Below are 23,031 nucleotides of genomic sequence, written 5' to 3'. Positions count from 1 at the left end.
TCCACTCCATTCTATACTAATAATCTAGTTTTTACTATATTCCTTCTATCTTCATGATTTCAACTCCGCTAACTTGAGAAATACGGCAAACAATAAAATATCTGGTACATATCCATTCTAACAAAATAGAGCGCGGAGTATGGGAAAAATAACATTCAACTGCGCTGAATGACACTTAAAATAAAGTGTGCTATACATGAAAGGTGAAGATAATTGAAGTATATAGTCAAGTTCAAAATAGAAATTCACGGCCGTGTAGACAGGCATGATATTATAGGAGCAATATTCGGTCAAACAGAAGGCCTTCTCGGCCAAGAATTTGATCTAAGAGAGCTTCAAGATAAAGGTAGAGTTGGGAGAATTAAAGTAGACATAAAGCATCAGGGATCAAAAACTGTGGGAGAGATTGAAATACCTAGTAATCTAAGTAGACCGGAGACGGCTGTAATTGCGGCCATGATAGAAACTATAGATAAAGTAGGTCCTTATGACGCAAATATTCAATTGATTGAAATAAAGGATCTCAGACTCGAGAAGCTAGAAAAAATCGTTGAGAGGGCAAAAAATATACTAAATCAGTGGAGGGAATCCACACCTGATACCAAGGAAATACTAAAGAAAATAGTAACTCCCGAAAAAGCCCCTGAAGTAATCTACTATGGTGATGACCGTCTTCCAGCGGGTCCGGATGTTGATAGAAGTGATACCGTTATAATAGTAGAGGGGAGAGCAGATGTAATTAATTTAATGAAATATGGTATTAAGAATACTATAGCACTCGAGGGAGCCAAAGAAAAAATTCCAGATACAATAAAGGGGCTTGCCAAGAAAAAAACTACAATAGCTTTTGTTGATGGTGATAGAGGAGGGGAGTTAATTCTTAAAACACTGTTGAGCGAGGTTGACATAGATTATGTGGCTAGAGCTCCTCCTGGAAAAGAGGTAGAGGATCTAACGGGTAAGGAGATTTCGAGATCTTTAAAGGACATTATTCCTGCAGATCAGATGAGAAAGAAGTTAGGAATAGAGAAGGAGGAAGTGGTCACTGAGGAAAAACTTGAAGAGAAGCCTGTAGAAGAAAAGCAGTATATTGAGGCTGTTGAAGAAGAGGAGGAGGGTCCTGTAGAGCAGGAAGGAGCTAAACAGGTAGCTGAAGAGAAAGTCGAGGAGAAGAAACTTGGTATTGAAACTATTGCTATACCCAGAGAAGTTCTGGATGAAATTAATGATCTAAAAGGAACTTTAGAGGCAATACTATATGATTCTGCGTGGAATGAAATAATAAAAGTTCCAGTAAGAGACTTGTATGCTGCGCTCGAGAAAGCGGAAGATGAAATATTTGCGATAATAATGGATGGCATAATAACTCAAAGATTACTAGAGTTGGCGGATTCCAAAGGAATAAAAATCGTTGTTGGTGTTAGGACTGGTAAAATAACAGTGAGACCTCCAGGAATACAATTCTTTACATTTCAAGACCTCACATAAAGTCAAATAGAGACCTCTGACCTTTACTTCCCATTTTTAGCCTGTTCTCACCAACTCCTAGAACTTGTAGAACTCTAAGAGCTGCAGGAATCACTTGTTTATTGACATAGTATTCAGTATCGATTTCCTCTTTTAATGCTAGGATAAAAGGCTTAGCTCTATCAGCTAATTTCCCATGGTTCTTGATAATTACATAACCTATTTTCATGCCAGGAGCTATCTTGTAACCATACTTTTCTAGTAAAAGTGCAGCCCTAACGTGAGCCCCATCCATTTTATACTCACTTGGTCTTCTAGTCAAGGTTTTCCATATTACAAGTTTCTCCATAGGCATTCTACTATTCCTAAGATCATCCATGACCTTTAATACGTACTCTACAGCCTTCTCTACATTACCTTCACGGAGGACTATTTTAAGAACCTCTAGTTGTACCTCTTTTGCTAGCTCACACCAATCTCCTCTAACAGCCTCTAATCCCGTCACGTCCAATAATCCATCTACTGTTAGTCCCGCGTACCTTTTCTTTGCACCTGTAAAGAGTATTCTTCTATAGATTTTGTCAATCTTTATTTCAAAACCCATTTCTTTTTCCACAAAGTCAGTAAGTTTCTCTATGTTATCTTCATTATAGTCAACAAAGAGACTGTCAGTGTCTCCATAGTAGACTTTTAGCCCTAAACTCCTAGCGTATTTGATAGCAGATAAAATAAGGTTTCTACCCCATGCTGTAACTGCTTCAGCACATTCTTTGCAATACCATCTAGCTCCACTCCATCCCATATAACCATACGTGGCGTTACTTAGAACCTTAATGGCCCTTTGCCTTTGATCCAGCAATACATATTCAATTGAAGATGGTTCGAGCTCCTTAAGCCTAGACTTAATATCACGCCTCCACTTAAGGAACTTTTTCAAGACATCTTTAAAGAACCCGTAGGGCTCTTTTCTAAACTTGTGTCCCACAGAAGGAGCTACATAAGTATTTTCCTCAGGGTAGTCCTCTCCCTCTCTTATGAGTGTGTCAGGTCCGACGTTATACTTCACCATAATGCTAGGGTACATACTTGCAAAGTCTAGAACTGCAACCTTCTCCTTTATCCCTGGCTCTGGCTTTAAAACTAATGCTCCAATGTAAGAAGCAGTTGGGCGTTCAACTCTTTCAGGGACAAGTTCATTTCTCTTGTAAGCTTCTCTTATAAGCCTCCATTCCAACCTAAACCCTGTGCTGGCTGCCATCACATGATCCAAAGGTATTCCAGTAGTTGAACTGAGCTGTGCTCCGAACGGAAGGAACTTCTCTGACAACCTATATATAGATTCAACATCATCTGTAGCATATTGGATCAATTTATTTCTTCTATCAGCATCATCCCAGTATTCCGGGATTCTATACCAAGGGATGAGAATTCTTGCACTTTTCTTTTTCACACCAAGAAACTCCGCCACTTCCTCGAGAGTCTTGAGGGTCAAGCCAGGTATTTCTTCTGCAAAGTTATACAAATCGACGTTTAATCGGCCAGCAACGGATATATGTCCATAGACACTGGTCTCGGGTTGTGAACCTATTCTTCTTCCTACATCTAGTTTAATCCCTAACTTAGAAGCTCTCTCCCTTAGAAAAGGCCAGTCAAATTTATCCTGGTTATAACCTACGATTATATCAGGGTCGTAAGATAATATCTCTCTAGTAAACATTGATATTAGGCCTTGTTCATCACTCGAATCCCAAAGAGTATGAGTAGAAGACTCGCCCTCCTTGCTTGTGCTTATTATAATGACTTTATCCCGTAATGGGTCAGGAGAACCTTCTTTGCTGTATACTTCTATGTCAAAAGCCATAGTTCGAAGGCCTTCTAATGGATCTCTCGAGCTAGCCTCTTCGATTTCTATAATATCACTTGTTACTTCGTATACGTGATTAACTCGGTATCCCTTTTCGCTGAGCTCCTTAACCCCTGTTTCATACCATCTTAAAGGGTATAAATTGGAATCTATTAGAAACCGCATAGTATATCGGATATCAGCCTCTAAAACTCTTTCTACAAACCCTAGTTTTGCAGCAGCTTCCCTGTATATCCTAGCATACTCAGGGATTAATGTGGTGACTTTCAATGCCTTAACAGGTCTTCCAAAAAAGTTTCTATCTACTATCTCTATATTAAGAATAGGACTCTTTGGTTTAGAGAGGAGGCTAACTTGTCTTAGCTCGTCCTCGTTGATCCGAGGATCTCTAGGAACAATATAGAAATAAGGTTTAAACCCTTTGTAAATCAGTAAAATCCTTTCATCCTCTGATGTTCTACCCCACAGGAGTATTTTAGGTTCAGAACCATCTATCTCGTATGACGCGTCAAGTAATTGGAAGGAAATCAACTCCAAAACTATCCCCAAAATAATGTAATGCCTTGGAGGGTAAAATCGGTTAATGATCATTACCTAGTTATTTTCACAGAGGACAGTTCATTTATTAGTCTGACAGCCTCTTTATCTGAAAGAAGCCTTACTCTGATAGGTGTTAATAGATCAATAAGTGCTTCAGCAGTCGCCTTCTTCAGGTCGGCAGGATGAAGCTTACCCTCTAAGTAGTCTTTTAGAAGTTTATCATATCCTTCATATACTACGGTTCCTCCATATTTCTCCGGTCTTTCAACAACTAAATTGAAGTCTCCTCTATTAAATAGTACGTATCTGCTTATTTCAAGGACAGGATTAAATGCTTCCTGCCTTGGCGGGCAATATGCTTTCTTCAACTTTCTCCTTATGTCCTCAGGTTGATCATGAATGAAAATACTTGATTCGGGTTTGCTTTTACTCATTTTAAACTCGATGGCATGTTCTTCCTCTGAAACCTTTGAAGGATCCATTCTACCTAAACCCTGAAGCCCTGTCAGTAGAGGAGTATGTATGGATATCGGTTTCTTATAGCCAAGCTTCAGAGCTGTATCTCTCGCCAGCATGTGGGCTTTTCTTTGGTCCATTCCACCTAATGCTATGTCTAAATTCATATAAAAAATATCAGAAACCTGCATTGACGGGTAGATCAGTTTTGACGAGTCAATCTCAGCGTCTTCTATCTTTCTACCCATGATGGTTAATGCCCTCTTAATCCTAGCCAGACTATTTGACTTTGCTACTCTGATAACTGTAGCCCAGTATTCTTTGTCTCTGGCAAGGTTCTCGGCATCGACAAACTCTATTTTCTCGATATCTACTCCAATAGCCCACAACACTTTACGGATCAATCTCGCTGCTTTCCTAATTTTCATTATGTCTCCTCCTAACTTATCGTTGATCAAGGCGTGCCAAGTGGCTTCTAAAAGCCTCCATTTCACCCCAGCTCTAATCATATCATCTACCTTATAGCTCCATATAAGCCATCCTATGTGGAAGAAACCACTAGGTTCTATTCCTATATATCCTTTCAGTTCTCTACCCGTTTCAAGCGCTTCTCTTAGTTCATTAGAAACTATTACTTCAACAGCATTCCGCGTTATTAACTGGTACTTCTCCTCCATATCCATGTTAATCGTCCTCCTCCGCCATTCTTTCTTTCAGGAGCATGTTGAAAAATATGTTCTTTTTCTCGTCACCTAATAGCTTTCCCTTCTTCACTATGCTTAACTCCCAATGCCTTAGACTTGGGCATACATAGCAACCAACTCTATAGAAGCCTTTTTCGTACAACGGGTTTAGTGGGACACTTTTACTCTTAATGTATAACTCGACTTGTGCTCCGCTGAAAAGTTTGAGTGGAGACAAAACTAGATGTCCATTCTCTACTCTAATAGGAGAGCGTTTAACCCTAAGCTTGGACTCAGCATCTCTATCTCCGACTAATATTATATAATTCCCATAATCCCTACCTATCTTAATCATACCTTTCTTCAGAGCCTCAAGCTTTAACCCTGTACACCATCTATCATCCAGCTTAGGAAGACCTCTAAACATAATTGCCTTATCTAATCCAGCTTTTTCTACATGGAGATCAACGCCTAACTGACTTACTACTTTCTCTATATAGTTAATTGTTTCAGGGAACTCAACACCAGTATCAGAGAACAATGCAATTACCCTATCTTTACCAAATATTTTGGTTGCAGCTATAAGGACCGCAGTACTGTCTTTTCCTCCACTCCAAGGTATAATTATTTTATCTGCTTGTTCTGTAGCAGTCTTTTCTAGGAACTGTTTCAAGAAGAGATCCATTGCTTTGATAACAGTTTGGTTTGAAGCTAAAAGATCCCGGTTATCTTTGCAAACAAGTTCAAAAGGTAACTTCTCAAGAACACGCGTGGCGTTCATTTCAAATCTAGCAGTTGCTATCAGTGCTCCACAATTATAAAACTCATGTAAGCCTTCTCCATACTTGTAAACTACGATAGGGGGCCTCATCTGAACACCTGTTATTTCTGACGCTATAGACGCACCCTTCTCAGTCAGTATAAGGAAGTTATCCATTTCAGGGTGAAATTCCCGTATACTCCCATGATTCTCAGAAAAAGCGAATATGTAACTTGAATCAAAGTATGATAGTCCTGCTCTAATTATAGATCTTCCTTTATCAATAGAATGAGCTATCATTTCTAACCTCGCATTTCTAACCTCACTTCTATTAACTAAGCTATACCCCGCGAAAACAGCTAGACCTTTCCTCGAGAATGCGTCCCTAACATATTCTATATCCCTTCGACCTGTTAGAACTAGAGTAAAAGGCTTAATCTTGTCTAAAATTGCATCAGAAAGCTTAGAAGATCGGACTCCACCTAGAGTACCCACTTTTATGCCCCAGTTAGGGTAAAAGATGTTAATTGCTTTTCGAGTCGCTTCTCGATCCTTCTTTCCTCTTACGAGAATTGTGAACATTAACTATCTACTCCTTCCTGTAAAGATTGACGCCGATAGAAATCAACACCACTGAGAGGAAAATAATTACAACGGTTAGAGTGGCCTTTACAACTTCAAAAGCTACTTTCTCTCCTCTAAAATATATTAAGTAAGGATAGAGTGTCATAAGAATGAATCCTGCCAACAACATTGTTATACCTAGTAACCTTGATTTCATCTGCTTATCCAAATCCTTCACCCGACCAGGGTATTTTAGGTAATAATGTAGATATAATATAGATAGGTGGTGCTGGTCTTGGATGACTTGAAAAGCGCAGCTGTACCTGTGACTTCTCAAGGTAAGCAATATCATATCAATATAGCTCCAGGAGAAATAGCCCCTATAGTACTGTTACCTGGAGATCCCAGTAGGGCAGACTACATATCCAAGAAATGGAGTGAAAGGCGATTTATTGCAAATCACAGGGAATACCGAACCTATACTGGATCCTACAAAGGTATACCTATCTCGGTCACAAGTACTGGAATAGGTTCTCCGAGCACTGCGATTGCCATTGAAGAACTGCTAAGAATCGGAGCAAAAGCTATGATCAGAGTCGGGACTTGTGGTGCCATTCAGCATGAAATAAAACCTGGTGACTTAATTATAGCTACAGGAGCAGTTAGACTCGAGGGTACTAGTAAACAATATGCACCAATAGAATATCCTGCTATAGCTGATTATAGAGTTGTAAAAGCGTTGGTTGAAGCTGTTGATACACTAGGATATCACTATCACATAGGGATAGTAGCTAGTACTGACAGTTTCTATCTAGGCCAGGGTAGACCAGGATTCAGGGGATTTATGACCGAAGAGGCTGCATTGATTATACCAAGGCTTCAAGTGCTTGGCGTCAAAGCATTCGAAATGGAGGCCTCCCTCCTGTTCACTCTAGGTAGTATATACAACTTCCTAACCGGTTGTATCTGTGCAGCTGTGGCGAATAGAGTAACAGATGAATTTGTGATAGATGCTGGTGTTGATTACGCGATAAATGTTGCAAATGAGGCGAGTAGAATTTTATATGATATGATAGGCTGAGGTAAAAGCAATTGAACTCACCTAACTTAGTTGCTGTCGGAAACATAAACCTAGATCTAACCTTCAAACTTCCTAGGATGCCTAACCTAGATGAGAACATTAGATCCAATGAAACATGGATAGGAACAGGAGGCTCTGCAGTTAACTATAGTATAGCAGTGAAAAACATGGGGTATATGATAAGCCTTGTGGCAAAAGTAGGTCGAGATGCTGAACGCTTGGGATTACTAGATTTCCTAAGAAATGCAGGTATTAACGTTGCACACGTCTCAAAAAGTGATCTGACGGATACAGGCAAAGTAGTAGTGTTACTGTTAATGGATTCTGATTCACGTATACTGATAACGCATAGAGGAGCTAATGATCTTCTAAGTATCGATGACATTCCGTGCAGTTCTGACAAGTTATTCTATCACTTTGCTAGTGTTAATCCAGAACTTGTTCTAGCCTTCGTTGAGCGGTGTAAGGGGCATATTTATTCTTATGATCCGGGAGGTTGGGTTTTTGTTAACCCCTATGGGGTTATAGATCTAGTCGAGCATGTACATATACTTCATGTCAATAGAATCGAATTCTTGAATCTCCAGGAAAGAACTAGAATAAATATTATAGACCTCCAAAAAATCAAAGACATCCCCGAGATTATTACAGTTAAGAGGGGAGAAGAAGGAGCTTCCCTTTACTGGAATGGACGAAGATACTCTGGTCACCTTGAAACAAGCATACGTATAGTTGATACAACAGGCGCAGGAGACGCATTTGATGCAGCTTTTAATGTTATTTATATGGAAACAGGAAATCCATCAATGGCACTAAAACATGCCATTGCTGCTGGTACACTAAAAATTGCCAAGTTAGGATCTTCTAATATGCCACACACGGATGAAATAACCGATCTTGCTGGGAAAGTTTATGTTTCAAGGATAGATTCGGGTTGATTCAATAACTGGTTTCCTATTCCTCGTAGGATACGCTTCTTCAATAAAGCCTTCGCAACTATAGTTACGCGCCTTAAGCTTAATCCATTTTTCAACGGGTGGAATACGGAATTCCCTTTCTATATAATCTCCATCTTCCTGGTTTATTATGTTTCTACAATTTCTTAATACACCATATCTTAATGTTCCATCTATAGTTGGTTCTTCATATGGTTTAGCGTCGACAAATCCAGTTCTTCGGAACCTGTTTCTAGTCTGTATAGAATCTTTATAGCTTGATGGACAAAAATGCACGTTTATTCTTAATTCCTTTTTCTTAGCCCAAGCTACAAGTTTTACACCTGTCTCAAAGGCTGATTCCACTACTGGTTTTCTTAAAGAGGGTTTGAGTCCTCTTGCTTTTAATTCAGTTATATTTGCGGGAGAAACCTCCATCTCATTCAGGTTAACAAAACTAGCTCCGGCTTTGTCAGCATGCTCTATCACTTTCCTCGCCCATGAGTCTAAGTTTTTAGATATAGGAATCTCTACACCAACACTCCAACCTTCAATCTCAGCCGCCCAATCAATTCTATTTAGAAAAAGATCTCTTGTAGGATGTAATCGCATTTCATCCAAACCGCTCGAATACAGTCTCCAAAGGATTTCTGGAGTAGCATACCTTCCACTAGTGTAGAGGTGAATATGAAAACCAAATCCGAATGAGGATTTCAGCCTCCTTATTATTCCAATAGTTCTCTCAGGCACTACTAGAGGATCGCCTCCGGTCAAACTAGCCCCTTCCGCATCGGTACGCTCTATCTCCAGTTCCAACTCCCTTAGATCTATCCTTTCCTCATTTACGAAAAACACATCTTTTCCTAGTCTATCTCTACTAACCGGACAATAATAGCATCCATCATCACATAATCCGGTAACGAAGATCACTGCTTTGCATCCTGTAAAGCAGTAGTTACATCCAACGGGTAACCAGGGCTTGCTTAGCAACGCTTTTTCGGGGTCACCAAGTACGGTGTCAGCCAATTACAAAACACCTACCCTCTTCCTGAAATAAGGGTTTTTATCAGCTATCCTTTTAACTATCCCCGGCAGATCTGTCTCTCCAGGCAAAACAATCTCTAGAAACAGCCCAGTCCTTCCTTTCTCCCGCCGGCTCGATAAGACCCTAATCCGTTCATCAACGGTAGATATATCAATACCAACAGTTTTAGATGCATATCTCTCGTTCCCAATTACAGGGATTTCCATATGCCCATCTGTCACAGGTAAAACGAGTAAGAGATCTTTGTTAACACCTGCTACACGACGTTTTTCCTTTAACTCTTTGTAATCTAATTCCCCTCCCCATTTGTAAAACTCTCGTTCGCTTTTAGAAAGAGAGCCTAATGGAAACGACACAACCTCTGTTTCAAGAGGATTCATTACTAAATAAACCTTCGGAACATAAGTAGGCGTGGCTTGAATGATACGAGTTTCATAGACTCTCAAACCACAGGAGTAAAGTGCTTCAATAACTATAGGATAACCTATAGGATGAGGTATGAAGATGTCAATATCACTATCCTTATGAACATCTCCTCTGGCAATACTTCCATGGACTATTGCATAGATGTTCTTGTGAGACAAACATTCAAGGATCTCCAATGCCCTACTCCTAAGTTTGCGGAGGATTTCCCAGTGCTTTTCGGTATATACTATTCTCCTGTAATTTTTCCCTCCAGCTACACTCAATTCTTCATCATCGCTTTGATTCTGCTAGATCAAATATTATATAGGTCATACCACTGTACTTCTTCTCTATTCTTGCTCCGTATTTTAAAGCCATATTTAATGCTTTTATGTTTGACGACATTATATAAGCATACATTTTCTTTATACCCGCTCTACGAGCCTCGCTGAGAATATACTTTCCCAGAAGAGATCCTATACCCGCTCCTTGATAGTCATCTAACACGGCGATTCCGGATTCTGCCCTTCCCTCTTCATCGAAAACAGCTTCTGCAACACCAATAATTTTTCCATTCTCGGTTTCCGCCACCACAACTATAGCTCTACCTTTCAACAAACGATCAACATACGGGTCGAAATACCTAATAATGCCCATGAACCTGTTATATATACATTCTGTAGACAATCTTTGATAGAACTCAATCAGTCTTCCTCTGTCTTCCTTGCAAGCTCTTCTTATAACTATGATAGTGCCGTCTCTAGAAGGTCCCTTATACAGGATTCTACAGTCTTCCGTTTCAATATTAGGCTTCATAATAATGCTACCTAAACTTAGTATTTAACGGGAGGCTTATATAACTCATATTCCTTGGGTGAGAGATTGCTGAATAAAGAGGACTCTTCTTTGGATTGTAATTATGTAGAAATCCTGGAGAAAGATATTCCCAGAGAACATTGGTACCCACCCAACTGTAAAGATAATCCTCAAATAGAGTATTGTGTGGAAATAGATGCATTAGTATTGACTTACGGATCTGCCTGTGGAAAAAAATTCTTAGCTTCATACATCCCAACTGAACAACATGGAAGACCTATTATAATTCCAGGCGAATCTGACAAGTTATTCTATAAACTGGTAACTAGTAATATGATTCGAGGATTAAATGCAACATTTCTCGATCCCATGGGTGACGTAGAGGATGTTGATATCGAACCACCAGGTAGGAGTAGCCTAAACTTTAGAATCACAACGACAAATGGAAAGTCGTTTCATGTGAAAGCTTATCGTGTCCTCGAAGATAATAATATGGAGCCACTAGTTTTAGCATATCTCAGAGATAGCAATTCTGATTTCTCTCCCCGACTATCAGGGTTCATAGAATTCTCTGGATATTTCACGCATATAGTAACGGAAAGATTCGAAGGAGAACCTGTTGTCTCTCACTTTGTGAGGGAAGCCTTAAGAACACTAGAGACGAATAAGGTTTCAATACCCGAATCATCAGCTAAGATAGGTGACTTGATAGGGAAATTCCATTGCGTATTGTCGCAATGCAATTATGAATGGTGTACCCCCCAGCCAGTAACTGAAGACGACTTGTCTAGATGGATTTTCAGAGTAAATTGGAGGACAGAGCAGATGAAAAGACACTCTAATCCTTACGTCAAAGAGATAGCAATGAGATTATCAGATTACTCTGATGTAATGACCATTTTATCAAGATACAATATACCGTCCACTAAGATGAGAACGCATAGTGACCCTCACCTGTACCAGTTCATTATTACAGATAATGGAGATTTAATGTTGGTTGATTACGAAGGGGAACCAGATAGATTGCCGGCAACTCAAAGCGAAAAAGAACCCCCAATAAGAGACCTTGCTGTAATATATAGAAGTCTCCACTACATAGCAGTTATTTCATATTCTATTCAGAAAGGATTAGGGATAAAAGAAGCATCAGCATCACTCCCAGATATAATGTATTCATGGATAGACAGGACATATAAGAATATACTAGAAAACTATGAAACAAGGACCAGGAGTTGCCTTCTCCAATACAATTATTCTAAACAAGCATTACTGTTTTGGTCCATTGAAAGAGCCACATACGAATTCTTCTACGAGTCAATATACGGTACAGGTTTAGAGGCCATTCCTCTTTCATGGCTAGAGAAGTCTCTAGACCTTATAGATAAAGTAGAATATTAGCCTTTTAATACCGTACTAAAGGTGACAACGTTTTTATATACATATTAGTGACGAACCCGACTTGAATACCTAGATATATAAAAGGGCGATGGATTTGGGTAGAGACAGTGCTGAAACCTCTATAAAAAGGGTATGCAGTAACTGTAAATATTGGAGACCTCACTTGTTTTACGAAGGTATTGGTGTATGCACATACGCTTGGCCTTGGAAGATGACTTTCGATGATGATTCGTGTGAACACTTCGAGCAGATTAAAATAGATAAGCCAGGATTCTACTGGTGTGCAACATGCAGAACTAGAGTCACACCAGAAGACTATATAGACCATTTAAAACGAGGGCACCGTCTCTACCCAATGCCTTACCTAGAACCCGAAGTTAAAGAAGAGTTGTATTCGGTGGAGTGAAAAATGGTTGATCTAGTATTTGAAATAGGCGGCCCCCAAGGTGGGGGAATAGAATCAGCAGGCCAAATAGCGCTAAGAGTGTTCATGTTAAAGGGATATAGAGTATATGGTACCCGAGAATATCACTCTAACATTATAGGTAAGCACAGCTACTTCAATATTAGAGTAAGAGAGAACAGAGCACTAGCCCCTAATCTACCTGCTGACATCGTGGTTTCCCTTGATGCTGAGTCAGTATTCACCCACTACAATGATGTTGGAGAATTCATGATTTATGATACTGGAGTTCTGTCAAAAGACATTGATTCTATACTAAGCATGTCGAAATACCTGAAGGCTAGAGTAAAAGAAGAGCTTGATGCTAATGGAGCTCCTCATACTGTTGAAGGTGTGATAAATCTACTGGAAAAAAGAGGCAAGAAAACAGTTGGCGTTCCTCTCAAATCACTATTGAAGACAACTGCTGAAAAAGCAGGAGTATCACTAGTATCTATATCAAGAGCAATAAACATCATAGGAATGGCGGTAGGATTATCAGTGATAGGAGTGGAATTAGAGCATTTAGAGAAGGCAATAGAGTTATTCTTCGCTGGCAAACAGAAGATTATAAAACCTAATGTTATAGCTGCACAAGTAGCATACGATTATGCTAGGGAGAACTTCTCTAGTATACATAGAGAGAAAATACCGGATGGTCCGCATATTAAACCTGTTAAATCTAGACTGGTAGTCTCTGGTAACGATATAGTTGCTATGGGTAAAATAGCAGGAGGCCTCAGAGTCCAGACATACTATCCTATTACACCAGCAGCTGATGAAAGCTTATACCTAGAGAAATTCGAAGACTTCCCCCTAACACCTGAAGCAGCAGAAAAACTAGGCTTGGAGAGAGGGGGGATAGTGGTAGTCCAGACAGAAGACGAAATATCAGCTTTAAATATGGCTATAGGAGCCTCGCTGGCTGGAGCACGATCAGCAACGAGCACGAGTGGACCAGGAGTAAGTCTGATGGCTGAGGCACTAGGTTATTCTGGAATAATTGAAGCACCTGTAGTAGTAACACTATACATGAGAGGTGGTCCAAGTACAGGGATGCCTACTAGAAACAGTCAAAGTGATCTCTTCACTGCTTTGTTCCAAGGGCACGGAGATCTACCTAGAATAGTGATTGCAAGCGGAGACCATGAAGAAGCATTTTATGATGCAATAAAAGCATTGAATTGGGCTGAAAAATATCAGACGCCAGTAATACATTTACTGGAAAAGGCTATAGCGAATGCTATGAAAGACGTGTTCAACCCCGATTTATCTAATGTCATAATTAATAGGGGTAAAATCGTAAAGAACCCGCCTATGCCGTTCCCTAGATTCAAATATACAGATGATGGGGTATCACCTAGGGCATTCCTAGGGGACACTGTGGTATGGTATACTAGCAACGAGCACGATCAGTACGGGAGAAGAAATGAAGATCCTATAGAAAGAATAAAAATGCAGGACAAGAGGCTCAAGAAATTCGAAACAGCCGCAAAAGAGATACCTCTGGAAGATAAGGTTATTTTATACGGTAATCCGGACGCTAAGATTACGCTAGTAGGATGGGGAGCAGTTAAGGGTGCTGCACTAGACGCTATTGAGAGGCTAAAAGAAGAAGATATCAATGCAAATTACCTACACCTCAGAATGTTTATGCCATTCCCAAGCGAGTATGTAAAGAGTGTACTCAAGAAAGCTACTACAGTAATTGGGGTAGAAGGAAACGCTCTCGCGCAGGCCGCCCAGATAGTGAGGATGTTCACGGGATTCGAGATCCCTCACTTAATAATTAAGTATACTGGAAGACCCATTTTTGTACAGGAATTAGTTGACTCAGTTAAACATATTCTTAACACAGGAGATAAGAAGGTGGTGTTAAGCCTTGGTCAGTGAACAAGTTAAATATATAGCGGACACTTGGAAGGACTGGTGTCCCGGATGCGGTAACTATGGTATAATAACAGCTGTTGAGATGGCTCTCAAAGAACTAGGAATTCCTCTGCACAAAGCGGTTGATGTAGGAGGAATCGGTTGTAGCGGTAAACTGCCTGAGTTCCTTGCAATCAATGGTGTACATACATTACATGGTAGACCTATACCAGTGGCTACGGGCATAAAACTAGCTAGACCAGAATTAACCGTCCTAATAAGTGCCGGAGACGGCGATACATTAGGTATAGGTGCAGCTCACTTTGTAGCAGCCGGGAGGAGAAACGTTGACATAACATTACTCTTACATGATAATGGGGTATATGGATTAACGAAAGGACAGGCAAGCCCTACACTAGGACTTTTCATAAAAACGAAAGCTCTCAGTAAACCTAATATTAATTCTCCGGTAAACCCGGTACTTCTCGCCTTAGCCAGCGGATACACTTTCATAGCAAGGGGGTATGCCTATCATGTAAAGCAGTTAAAGGAAATAATCAAGGCTGCAATCCAGCATAAAGGCACAGCTCTTGTGGATATCCTGCAACCGTGTCCAACATACAACAACATATATACAAAGGAATGGTATGAGCAAAGAATATATTACGTTGACGAGGAAGAAACTTGGAACCCTGTTGTTGAAAAGCCTGAGGAATTAGAGAAAAAGATGGAACAGACTATTGAAAAGGCTTTAGAATGGGAAGAGAGAATTCCTCTAGGTGTATTATTCCAGGATAAGACGAAACCTGAGTACTTCGAGAGGCTTAAGATGAGAATACCCTTCATAGGAGACATGCCGCCTTATAAACAACCTATACACATTGATGGTAAGCCTATTGTAGATGTAGCTCAAATATTCGTTGATAAACTCGTTATTTAGTAACCTTCCCTTTTTCCTCCTACTTGGAATGCTATCTTATTTTACTTCCATTAGATTTTATGTAGTGATGGGAGCTTGTATTGAGCAGACGCCTTGAAGAGTATATAGATAGTAATGACTGTAGTAAAGTCATTGATGAATTAAGGAAGCTCGAGAATATGATAGCATTGTCCGTAAAAGCGGTCCAAGAAAATATAGAAGATATAAGAAAGAAACTTGACGTTATAGAATCTCAATGTGCGAAAACTCAACAAAGCCGCATTGCATTGGGTAAATCTCAGTTACCCGTAAGGAGTAAGGACAAGCATGGAGAAGCTGTTCTAGAGTTTATTAAAGAAAAAGTAAATAGCCAGGGATACATAATGGCATCTAACGTCTTTAATCACTTTAAAATCAAACCCAGGCAGGTGGTGTATCTAGCTAGGAACAAGGGTTTTAAGATTATAGAATCTGGGGGAGATTACATTATAACATCAATAGGTACACTTATAGAACTAGAAAACAGGTTGTCTCATCTCCACTCAACAGATGTCAATGAGGCAATCAAGAAGGCAGAGAACCTATCCGAGTTATTTGAGGTTCTCAGACGGTATGGAATGGTATATTATGATGCACGAATAAAAGGATGGAAAGTTAGTCCCGATTAAGACTCATTCGATATGCTTTGCTATACAATTGATCTGATATAGCAGTGTCCTGTACGGCAATTCCAACACTCTTAAATACTGTTATTCCACTGGCTCTTGCTCTAGAAGTACTGCTTTCCTTTAAAAGCTTACCTATTTCTACAATTTCCCCTTTTCCTATTAAACCTTTTTTCATAGGTATGGAGAAGTCACCCACTTCCCTCATCACAGCCTCTATACTGTCTACAGCTATAAGTTCTGCTCTTCTAACAGTTTCATCGTCTAATTCACGGTAATCTGGACCCATTACACCTATGCTTATTACATGTACAGGAGCTGATAGGCATTCACCATTTATCGCAGGTTCCTTTGCTGTTGTAGCAAGTAAAACGATGTCAGCATCCTTTACTGCATTACAGGAATCTCTTACGGCTTCAACTCTATCAAATAATTTACCTGCTTCCACAATAAATTTGCTTACCTTATTTTTGTTTATATCGAATACTTTGACTCTATTAAGAGTTGGGTGTATTTCTTTGAAAAACTTCAGGTGAACTGAAGCTTGGTATCCTGTTCCGATTATAGATAGAACCTTCGGTTCCAGAGGTGACAACAGCCTAGAGGAAGCCATACTTCCAGCAGCTGTTCTATAGGCTGTGAGTATGGGGGCATCAATGACTGCTAGTGGACTACCGGTTTCGGGGTCCAGATAGACTACTATTCCATTTATCGTTGGCAGGTCTCTACTGGGATTTTCTGGGATAATACCCACGATCTTAACTGAGACCCCTGTATCGGGGAGACTAGCACTCATAACTCCCCACCAATTTCCCTTGACCCAGAAAACTTGTCTAGGGGGATTTATAGCATCTCCTTCAGAAAACATTGTATATGCCTTAGCCATCCTATTAACTAATTCAATTTTATTCACTTTTTCAATTTCATTAGGTGTAATTATCCTAATACTATCAAGTGACATTAGAGGTTTCACCTTATGTATTATAACTGGTTTTCAGGGGAATTTATACGTGGGGATATTGATGAGGCAACCGGTTCACTTGGAGGCTAGAAGAGTTCCTGAGAGCATGTTAATAGTTGGAGATCCAGATCGAGCGAAGTATTTATCTGAAGAGTTACTAGATAATCCTGTAGTAATAAACAGGAAAAGAGGGTACCTTATTTATTCTGGCGAATTTAAGGGTTTTGAAACAGGTATTGGTGTTCACTATGTAGGGGGTCCCACGACTGCAGTTTTCGTAGAGGAACTGGCTATGATAGGTGCTAAGAAAGTTGTCAGAATAGGTACAGCGGGCTCTCTATGCGAGGGTGTAAAGCTTGGAGATGTTGTTATACCCCCAGCTTCTGGTCATGCGAGTGATGGTGGATTATTAAGACAGTATTCGCCTCAAGGGTTACCCCCACTTTATCATTCACCTGAAATTGTTTTGGGATTGTATAGTAAAGTTAAGTCAAAGGGATTGAATTCTCTTTTAGCTCCTGTTGTTAGTAGTGATGCTTTTTATGTAGAAGACGAAGGTTTTGCCTCGTACTGGTGCTCTAGAAACGTTGTAGCTGTGGAAATGGAATGTTCAACATTAGCATATCTAGGTCTTGTTAGAAGATTAGATAATGCATGTGCGCTCGTTATTTCAGATGAGTTAATACATCTTGAAAGGGGACATCTCGATTCTATGGCTCTCAAGGAGGAGTTCTTGAAAGTAACAGAATCAGCATTAGAGGTTATGACGGAGAATTGAATTCAGATTTATACCTTGACTTTCAAAGTTATCGTCTCAATAGGATAAAAATATTAGAGCAGAATATAAAAAACAGACAAGTTGACTTAGAACTTATAGAATGGCTTATTATTTTTAACCAAAACAAATGTTTAGTCACGACTAGTAGTTGTAGTGGCCGGTTAACCCTCCATATGGGATCTAACCCTCTCGATAAAAAGAGCTCTGCACTTATTAGATCTTGGCATAATCCATCTCAAGGATATAGCGAGTTATGTGAGCATAGTATACGTCTATTTACCGATGAACATGCTTCTAATATATCCGGTATGGTGTGGTTATCGCTTCAGCCTCCCATACTTCACATTGTTTCACCTTTACTTGATCTGTTAATGGAATTACTTAATACAGCTGTTAAATTAGGTATGAGGCGGTCATGTCTCAGAGGCTCTAAACAAGGATGGCAGCTAGAGGTGAAATCAGGGGATAAATCTATTTACTACTTTGACTGGCCACCAGACTGTAAGGTCGTTGGGTCTATGGCTAAAATATTGGTTGAATATAAGAAAAGATTTCACTCTTGGATGGATTATGCTCTAGGTATCTCAAAGAAACATAAATGTATGTGAGGTCTTATTATTGTATTGTTTCTAGAAGGATATGACGTAGGGTCGACATAAGTTTCCCCACGTCCTCCAGCGTATGATGTATCGAAGGCAGTAGATGCATTATAGACTCACTAACGTATAGTATACCATTTATTCGCATGTATAAATTGATGAGCTGGTAAAGGTCTTCGCAGTATCTATACTCGAATACTTCTCTAGCGTTTGAAGGTTTTTTACTTGTAAAGTGTATTCCCGTTATGCCTCTTGTACCGGTAACATGTAATGGCATGTTTACCTCCCTGGAAATCTTATTTACCTCTGTTTCGACAGAAGAGTGTATTTCTCCAAGGTGCTCATAGATCTCCCTGTTCCTTTCTAAGAAGTTAATTGCTGTTATACCGGCAGATGCTGTTAAGGGATTGCCTGTGAATGTTCCTCCTTGGAATACATGCTTTTCTACTTCTCTATGATCTAGTAGCTTCATTATTTCTCGTTTTCCTCCAAAGGCTCCAGCTGGAAGTCCTCCACCAATTATTTTACCCATAACCGATAGATCGGGTTCGACGTTAAGGTATTCAGCTCCTCCTCCTAGGCCTATTCTAAATCCTGTGATAACCTCGTCGAAAATCAGAAGGCAGTTATACCTGTTACATAGCTCTCTAGCTTCTTCAGCGAATTCCCTGCTTGAAGGGACTCCTCCTCCTGCACCCAAGACGGGTTCCATGATTAATGCAGCGATATCATTCCTATTTTCAGAAATTTTTTCTTTTAGGTCTAATATGTTATTCAATTCGACGGTAATAGTGTATTCAGAAAACTCTCCGGGTATTCCTGGGCTCTCCGGTTTTCCTGTAAATGGGGGGTGAACATTAACGTGTAGACCATTATAGCTGCCATGCCATCCTCCTTGTATTTTTACAATTTTCTTCTTTTTAGTGTAGGCTCTTGCCAGCCGTATTGCATAGCTGTTTGCTTCAGTTCCACTGTTAGTAAACCTTATCATCTCCATTGAAGGATAATTTCTTTTGATAGCTTCAGCCCACTTAACAGCTAAAGGATGCTCATATCCATAATGTGTACCTATTTCGGTTTGCAACTTAATCATTCTTACTATTTCAGGGTTGCTATGACCTAGAATTAACGCTCCATGACCCATCCAGTAGTCTGTATATTCTTTTCCATCAATATCAATGACCTTTCCCCCCATCCCTCTTATTATATATGGCGGGTATGGGTGAAAGTCTCTGATTTTATATGTAACACCGCCAGGTAAAATTGATCTAGCTTTTTCATAGAATTGTTTGCTTCTAGGAGTTCTTTGCCTGTATATCTCAGTGTATTTAATTAGTAGTTTGGAGATATTTGAGCATGACTTATCAATCATATTCTAAGTACACCCTCGAGTCATGAACCATCTGCAAAACTAATTAAATAATATATCCAATTCATCCAATGATGGTTTTCAAATATGAGTGCTGGCCCGGTGTTTAGGAAGGTCTACCCAAGAACCAGTATTAGGTTTAGCTGCGTACGCTGTGATATATGCTGTGGGACTGGTCCTAATGTATCGCTCACGATATTTGATGTTATCAGGATGGCATCATATGTTAATATACACTGGAGACAGTTCCTTGAGATATATATAGATGTAATTATAGCTGATGTTTTCCCTTTTATGAAGCTCTCGGGAATAGGGAAAGGTAGGTGCCCTTTCCTACGGTTTGACCCGGAAGATAAAACATATTGCGTGATATATAATGCTAGACCTATGAAATGTAGGTTGTATCCATACATTATAATGTCGCCGTCTTCTCAAACAATATACATAGATGAGAAATGCCCAGGGGTGGGTGAAGGCTCTAAAGTAAAGGTTAACCTGGTGTTTCTCAAGAGATATCAAACGGAACTCAAAGAGCACTACGATAGATTGCATAAGCTCATATTAGAAGAAGGTTACGACCCGTTAGAAGCGCTATACAAGGCGTTAGATGGCGCATATCATGAAGCTAAAAATGGTGCTGAATGGTTTAACTTAGAAATTCTCTCAAGGTTGAATCCTCTTATTGAAGTAGAGTAGCAGGCAAATATGGAATAGAGGCGGGCAAGCCTCATTAATTACTTGGACAATTTTATTGGAGAACAGCCTTGGATGACAATCCTCACTCTCTTAATAGTTTACACGAACAACTTCTATTCGAGCTACTAAAAGCGATTGACAAGATAAAGGAGAATGGAGTACCACAGAATTTTAGTGGGATAGATCTGGTTCAAATAGAGTTAAATGAGGTTTTGAACAACCTAGTTGACATAACGAATTCTATTGCTGAGAGATTAAATAATATCGAGAGCGAAATGGCATCCACTCAGGAGATTCTAAACGGATTAAAGAGAAATGTTGATATGCTTCACTATGGTTTAAAGGTTCTATATAGTGATTGTGCTACAAGACGCGAATTTTAAGGCATTCCCTTGCTTTCCTATTTTCTAACCATGCTCTTCTAATAATAAGCTCTGCATTTACTCCTTTTGAAACAATTTCTCCCTCAATGCAAATTCTGCTGTTAAAGAGAGGTGAATAAACGACCAACGTTTCAGCTTCTCCTCCTTCAAAAGCCGGGTTGAAACCGTATTTCTCACTCTTTGCAATAATAGTATCAATAATCTTCTCATCAACTATTTTGCCCATTATTTCGATAGGCAAGCCATGTGCTGCTATTCGCGTTATTATGAACTCTATGTTCCTTCTTATTAGTTCTCTTAAATACTTCTTCTGATCACACCACCATAGAGGGCTTATAGGCTTGATGCCTAGTTCATCGAACATGTTATAAAATCTTATCCTCTGGTAGTCGCTTTTCAATGCCCCGGTTGTAATGTAAGAGAAGTTCTCTTTCTCCAATAAGTATTCTAGGTAATCTTTTATTTCAGCAACCTCTTTCTCCTTAACCCCTGAAACTCTGAAGGAATAGTATTTTAGGCCCATGGCTTTGGCTTGTAATTCGGATAACTCAGTATTAATTGTTTGCAACATGTATGAGTCGGTTCTAATGGAATTGAAAGTGATAATGCATTTAGGTGTAAAGCCGTGTGTAGTAGCCCAGAGGAGAGCATAGCTACTGTCCTTACCGCTTGATAGAAGTGAGCAAAAATTCATGGATCTCACGGGTAAAGCCGGTCTCTGAATCTAGGATAAGGGGTTGCATCTCTTATATGATCTAAACCACCGATCCACATAGCCATCCTTTCTATTCCCAGACCAAAACCGCTATGTGGAACACTACCGTATTTTCTTAAATCTAGATACCATTCATAATCTTTTGGGTTCAATCCTTCCTCTCTGATTCTGTTTAGTAGAACGTTATAGTCATCCTCTCTGACGCTTCCACCAACAATCTCTCCATAACCCTCTGGAGCTAGTAAATCAAAACCGTAAACAAGGTCTGGGTTTTCTTTTGAAATCTTCATGTAAAAGGATTTTATCTTCCTTGGGAACATTGTCACAAATACAGGTACATCAAATTGTAGTGTGAGCACCCTTTCCTCGTCTGCACCAAAATCGTCTCCCCATTCAATTTTGACACCCCTCTTCTTCAGGATCTCAACAGCTTCATTATAGGTAATAATAGGGAATTTATCTGATAAAACCTGCTCCAATTTTCCAGCATCCCTCTTAATCAGTTCTAACTCTTCAAGTCTCTCATTCAGAACTTTTTTCACTCCAGCTTTTGCCATGTCTTCAACAATATTCATCATGTCTTTCATATCCATCCAAGCCGCCTCGGCTTCAAGATGGGTATACTCATACAAATGCCTCCTAGTCCTGCTTCTTTCTGCTCTAAAACTAGTAGTGATAGACCATACTTTTACAAGGCTAAATATAAGAGTTTCCAAGTAGAATTGAGCGCTTTGGCTCAGATACGCCTTTTTACCGAAGAAATCAACAGGAAATAGAGTAGCTCCACCTTCTACAGCAGACATAGTCAGTATTGGTGGAGTAACTTCCCACCACCCATTGCTATTGAAATATTCTCTCAAACCTTCTAGTAATGTGTGTTTTATTTTAAATATACTTGTTAATCGCCTGCTTCGTATCCATAAATGCCTATTGTCCAGAAGATACTCAATACCCTCTCCTCCTTTTATTGGAAAGTTGTTTGATACGCCAATCACTTTCAGCCTGCTTATATTGATTTCTTTTCCCCCGGGAGCTCTTCTATCGAACCTTACTGTACCACTAGCTATCACAGAGGCTTCAATACCTATTTCCGATATCTCCTTCTCAAGCTTCTCAGTCATCTCTTTATCTATAACGCATTGAATTATGCCGCTTTGATCACGTAATACGATGAAAACCTTTCCGCCAAGCCATCTTAATCTATAGATCCAGCCTCTTAAATTAACAGGATCTCCTTCATTAGAGTTTTGTAATACATAGGAGATACTATGATAGGATTGCATATCTCTCACCTACAATCAAAACCTTCTAAATCCTCAAAGCTTTCATTTTCTATTAATACATCAATCATCTTGCAGTCATTATTAACGCATAGCACTAAACCCATAGTATTTTCATTTATTTCTATATCGTATAGATCTACTGAGGAACCTGACATTTCCTCAGACAGAATATGCTCCCCTTTCTCCGCCTCGCTTTTAGTAATACTGCAGTAAACATCTTTTTTGAGAATGTTCCCTGCATCTGTCTTTATGATTATTTTTCTAGTATGTTTATTGACGAATTCCTCCTCAACTACAACCATCACTGCATACCCTTAATGTGTAATTTGTGTAATAAA

At 39.6% G+C, this 23,031-nt stretch carries 24 protein-coding genes; 12 read left to right on the top strand and 12 right to left on the bottom strand.

Going from position 1 to position 23,031, the window contains the following annotated elements:
- Positions 1 to 213 precede the first annotated feature (213 nt).
- A complete protein-coding gene (locus tag F7B60_07065) occupies positions 214 to 1,488 on the top strand; it encodes a DNA primase (GenBank protein ID MCE4615269.1) in 1,275 nt (424 codons plus the stop codon).
- Here F7B60_07065 and F7B60_07060 read toward each other — a convergent pair.
- From F7B60_07060 to F7B60_07045, 4 genes are read right to left on the bottom strand one after another with little or no spacing between them, the layout of a single operon-like run.
- The gene (locus F7B60_07060) at positions 1,481 to 3,868 is read right to left on the bottom strand and encodes a DNA polymerase II (protein ID MCE4615268.1); all 2,388 of its coding nucleotides are present in this window, start codon (positions 3,866 to 3,868) and stop codon (positions 1,481 to 1,483) included. The two genes, F7B60_07065 and F7B60_07060, sit on opposite strands and share 8 nt — an antisense overlap.
- A gap of 53 nt (positions 3,869 to 3,921) precedes the next feature.
- Positions 3,922 to 5,010: a tyrosine--tRNA ligase gene (locus F7B60_07055; GenBank protein ID MCE4615267.1), complete on the bottom strand. Its 1,089-nt coding sequence runs from the start codon at positions 5,008 to 5,010 to the stop codon at positions 3,922 to 3,924.
- 1 nt (position 5,011) lies between these two features.
- On the bottom strand, positions 5,012 to 6,352 hold the full coding sequence (locus F7B60_07050) for a phosphoadenosine phosphosulfate reductase family protein (protein MCE4615266.1): 1,341 nt from the start codon (positions 6,350 to 6,352) through the stop codon (positions 5,012 to 5,014).
- 7 nt (positions 6,353 to 6,359) lie between these two features.
- Positions 6,360 to 6,563 (bottom strand): hypothetical protein, encoded by a 204-nt coding sequence (locus tag F7B60_07045; protein ID MCE4615265.1) that lies wholly within the window; start codon positions 6,561 to 6,563, stop codon positions 6,360 to 6,362.
- Positions 6,564 to 6,620: 57 nt separating this feature from the next.
- Here F7B60_07045 and udp point away from each other — a divergent pair, with 57 nt between their 5' ends.
- Both udp and F7B60_07035 read left to right on the top strand, forming a co-directional pair.
- Positions 6,621 to 7,415 carry a uridine phosphorylase gene (udp, locus tag F7B60_07040; protein MCE4615264.1) on the top strand — a complete coding sequence of 265 codons (795 nt, stop codon included), beginning with the start codon at positions 6,621 to 6,623 and terminating at the stop codon, positions 7,413 to 7,415.
- 11 nt (positions 7,416 to 7,426) lie between these two features.
- Positions 7,427 to 8,353, top strand: coding sequence for a PfkB family carbohydrate kinase (locus tag F7B60_07035; GenBank protein MCE4615263.1), 927 nt, complete (start codon positions 7,427 to 7,429; stop codon positions 8,351 to 8,353).
- Here F7B60_07035 and F7B60_07030 read toward each other — a convergent pair.
- Genes F7B60_07030 through F7B60_07020 form a run of 3 tightly spaced genes read right to left on the bottom strand, consistent with a single transcriptional unit; the run spans position 8,333 to position 10,616 of the window.
- The gene (locus tag F7B60_07030; GenBank protein ID MCE4615262.1) at positions 8,333 to 9,376 is read right to left on the bottom strand and encodes a radical SAM protein; all 1,044 of its coding nucleotides are present in this window, start codon (positions 9,374 to 9,376) and stop codon (positions 8,333 to 8,335) included. The genes F7B60_07035 and F7B60_07030 overlap by 21 nt on opposite strands.
- Complete coding sequence (locus F7B60_07025; protein ID MCE4615261.1) at positions 9,377 to 10,084, bottom strand: nucleotidyltransferase domain-containing protein; 708 nt, start codon at positions 10,082 to 10,084, stop codon at positions 9,377 to 9,379. It abuts the gene before it with no gap.
- Positions 10,085 to 10,091: 7 nt separating this feature from the next.
- Positions 10,092 to 10,616 carry a GNAT family N-acetyltransferase gene (locus tag F7B60_07020; GenBank protein MCE4615260.1) on the bottom strand — a complete coding sequence of 175 codons (525 nt, stop codon included), beginning with the start codon at positions 10,614 to 10,616 and terminating at the stop codon, positions 10,092 to 10,094.
- Between the two features lie 66 nt (positions 10,617 to 10,682).
- Here F7B60_07020 and F7B60_07015 point away from each other — a divergent pair, with 66 nt between their 5' ends.
- From F7B60_07015 to F7B60_06995, 5 genes are all read left to right on the top strand, one after another.
- A complete protein-coding gene (locus tag F7B60_07015) occupies positions 10,683 to 12,014 on the top strand; it encodes a hypothetical protein (protein MCE4615259.1) in 1,332 nt (443 codons plus the stop codon).
- 94 nt (positions 12,015 to 12,108) lie between these two features.
- Positions 12,109 to 12,420, top strand: a complete 312-nt coding sequence (locus F7B60_07010; GenBank protein MCE4615258.1) for a hypothetical protein — start codon at positions 12,109 to 12,111, stop codon at positions 12,418 to 12,420.
- Between the two features lie 3 nt (positions 12,421 to 12,423).
- Positions 12,424 to 14,349, top strand: a complete 1,926-nt coding sequence (locus F7B60_07005) for a 2-oxoacid:acceptor oxidoreductase subunit alpha (GenBank protein ID MCE4615257.1) — start codon at positions 12,424 to 12,426, stop codon at positions 14,347 to 14,349.
- A complete protein-coding gene (locus tag F7B60_07000) occupies positions 14,339 to 15,265 on the top strand; it encodes a thiamine pyrophosphate-dependent enzyme (GenBank protein MCE4615256.1) in 927 nt (308 codons plus the stop codon). The genes F7B60_07005 and F7B60_07000 overlap by 11 nt, the downstream gene beginning before the upstream one ends.
- Before the next feature lie 80 nt (positions 15,266 to 15,345).
- On the top strand, positions 15,346 to 15,912 hold the full coding sequence (locus tag F7B60_06995) for a hypothetical protein (GenBank protein ID MCE4615255.1): 567 nt from the start codon (positions 15,346 to 15,348) through the stop codon (positions 15,910 to 15,912).
- Here F7B60_06995 and F7B60_06990 read toward each other — a convergent pair.
- Positions 15,899 to 16,870 carry an ornithine cyclodeaminase family protein gene (locus F7B60_06990; protein MCE4615254.1) on the bottom strand — a complete coding sequence of 324 codons (972 nt, stop codon included), beginning with the start codon at positions 16,868 to 16,870 and terminating at the stop codon, positions 15,899 to 15,901. The two genes, F7B60_06995 and F7B60_06990, sit on opposite strands and share 14 nt — an antisense overlap.
- Positions 16,871 to 16,931: 61 nt before the next feature.
- Here F7B60_06990 and F7B60_06985 point away from each other — a divergent pair, with 61 nt between their 5' ends.
- Entirely contained in the window at positions 16,932 to 17,648 is a 717-nt protein-coding gene (locus F7B60_06985; GenBank protein MCE4615253.1) for a nucleoside phosphorylase, read from the top strand.
- A 404-nt stretch (positions 17,649 to 18,052) separates the two neighbouring features.
- On the top strand, positions 18,053 to 18,256 hold the full coding sequence (locus tag F7B60_06980) for a hypothetical protein (GenBank protein ID MCE4615252.1): 204 nt from the start codon (positions 18,053 to 18,055) through the stop codon (positions 18,254 to 18,256).
- A 7-nt stretch (positions 18,257 to 18,263) separates the two neighbouring features.
- Here the strand turns inward: F7B60_06980 and F7B60_06975 are convergent, their stop codons facing one another.
- Positions 18,264 to 19,619, bottom strand: coding sequence for an aspartate aminotransferase family protein (locus F7B60_06975; protein ID MCE4615251.1), 1,356 nt, complete (start codon positions 19,617 to 19,619; stop codon positions 18,264 to 18,266).
- A gap of 84 nt (positions 19,620 to 19,703) precedes the next feature.
- Here F7B60_06975 and F7B60_06970 point away from each other — a divergent pair, with 84 nt between their 5' ends.
- Together F7B60_06970 and F7B60_06965 are read left to right on the top strand one after the other, a co-directional pair.
- Positions 19,704 to 20,312, top strand: a complete 609-nt coding sequence (locus F7B60_06970) for a YkgJ family cysteine cluster protein (GenBank protein MCE4615250.1) — start codon at positions 19,704 to 19,706, stop codon at positions 20,310 to 20,312.
- A gap of 68 nt (positions 20,313 to 20,380) precedes the next feature.
- Positions 20,381 to 20,695 carry a hypothetical protein gene (locus F7B60_06965; protein MCE4615249.1) on the top strand — a complete coding sequence of 105 codons (315 nt, stop codon included), beginning with the start codon at positions 20,381 to 20,383 and terminating at the stop codon, positions 20,693 to 20,695.
- On the opposite strand, the gene F7B60_06960 is transcribed toward F7B60_06965, so the two are convergent.
- The 3 genes from F7B60_06960 to F7B60_06950 are packed head-to-tail and all read right to left on the bottom strand — an operon-like array spanning position 20,676 to position 22,995.
- Complete coding sequence (locus F7B60_06960) at positions 20,676 to 21,389, bottom strand: diphthine--ammonia ligase (protein MCE4615248.1); 714 nt, start codon at positions 21,387 to 21,389, stop codon at positions 20,676 to 20,678. The genes F7B60_06965 and F7B60_06960 overlap by 20 nt on opposite strands.
- A gap of 5 nt (positions 21,390 to 21,394) precedes the next feature.
- Positions 21,395 to 22,693 (bottom strand): asparagine--tRNA ligase, encoded by a 1,299-nt coding sequence (asnS, locus tag F7B60_06955; GenBank protein ID MCE4615247.1) that lies wholly within the window; start codon positions 22,691 to 22,693, stop codon positions 21,395 to 21,397.
- Between the two features lie 5 nt (positions 22,694 to 22,698).
- Positions 22,699 to 22,995, bottom strand: a complete 297-nt coding sequence (locus tag F7B60_06950) for a hypothetical protein (GenBank protein ID MCE4615246.1) — start codon at positions 22,993 to 22,995, stop codon at positions 22,699 to 22,701.
- Between the last annotated feature and the right edge of the window lie 36 nt (positions 22,996 to 23,031).

It is taken from the genome of Candidatus Tiamatella incendiivivens, from assembly GCA_015522635.1.
Lineage (GTDB): Archaea > Thermoproteota > Thermoprotei_A > Sulfolobales > Acidilobaceae > Tiamatella > Tiamatella incendiivivens.
This window is presented reverse-complemented; position numbering and strand designations above follow the sequence as displayed.

Excerpts from the sequence above, each read along its gene's own strand:
- F7B60_07055 (MCE4615267.1), bottom strand. The coding sequence starts at position 5,010 with ATGGATATGGAGGAGAAGTACCAGTTAATAACGCGGAATGCTGTTGAA.
- F7B60_07050 (MCE4615266.1), bottom strand. The coding sequence starts at position 6,352 with ATGTTCACAATTCTCGTAAGAGGAAAGAAGGATCGAGAAGCGACTCGA.
- F7B60_07020 (MCE4615260.1), bottom strand. The coding sequence starts at position 10,616 with ATGAAGCCTAATATTGAAACGGAAGACTGTAGAATCCTGTATAAGGGA.
- F7B60_07005 (MCE4615257.1), top strand. The coding sequence starts at position 12,424 with ATGGTTGATCTAGTATTTGAAATAGGCGGCCCCCAAGGTGGGGGAATA.
- F7B60_06990 (MCE4615254.1), bottom strand. The coding sequence starts at position 16,870 with ATGTCACTTGATAGTATTAGGATAATTACACCTAATGAAATTGAAAAA.
- F7B60_06985 (MCE4615253.1), top strand. The coding sequence starts at position 16,932 with ATGAGGCAACCGGTTCACTTGGAGGCTAGAAGAGTTCCTGAGAGCATG.
- F7B60_06980 (MCE4615252.1), top strand. The coding sequence starts at position 18,053 with ATGAGGCGGTCATGTCTCAGAGGCTCTAAACAAGGATGGCAGCTAGAG.
- F7B60_06975 (MCE4615251.1), bottom strand. The coding sequence starts at position 19,619 with ATGATTGATAAGTCATGCTCAAATATCTCCAAACTACTAATTAAATAC.
- F7B60_06970 (MCE4615250.1), top strand. The coding sequence starts at position 19,704 with ATGAGTGCTGGCCCGGTGTTTAGGAAGGTCTACCCAAGAACCAGTATT.
- F7B60_06960 (MCE4615248.1), bottom strand. The coding sequence starts at position 21,389 with ATGAATTTTTGCTCACTTCTATCAAGCGGTAAGGACAGTAGCTATGCT.
- asnS (MCE4615247.1), bottom strand. The coding sequence starts at position 22,693 with ATGCAATCCTATCATAGTATCTCCTATGTATTACAAAACTCTAATGAA.
- F7B60_06950 (MCE4615246.1), bottom strand. The coding sequence starts at position 22,995 with ATGGTTGTAGTTGAGGAGGAATTCGTCAATAAACATACTAGAAAAATA.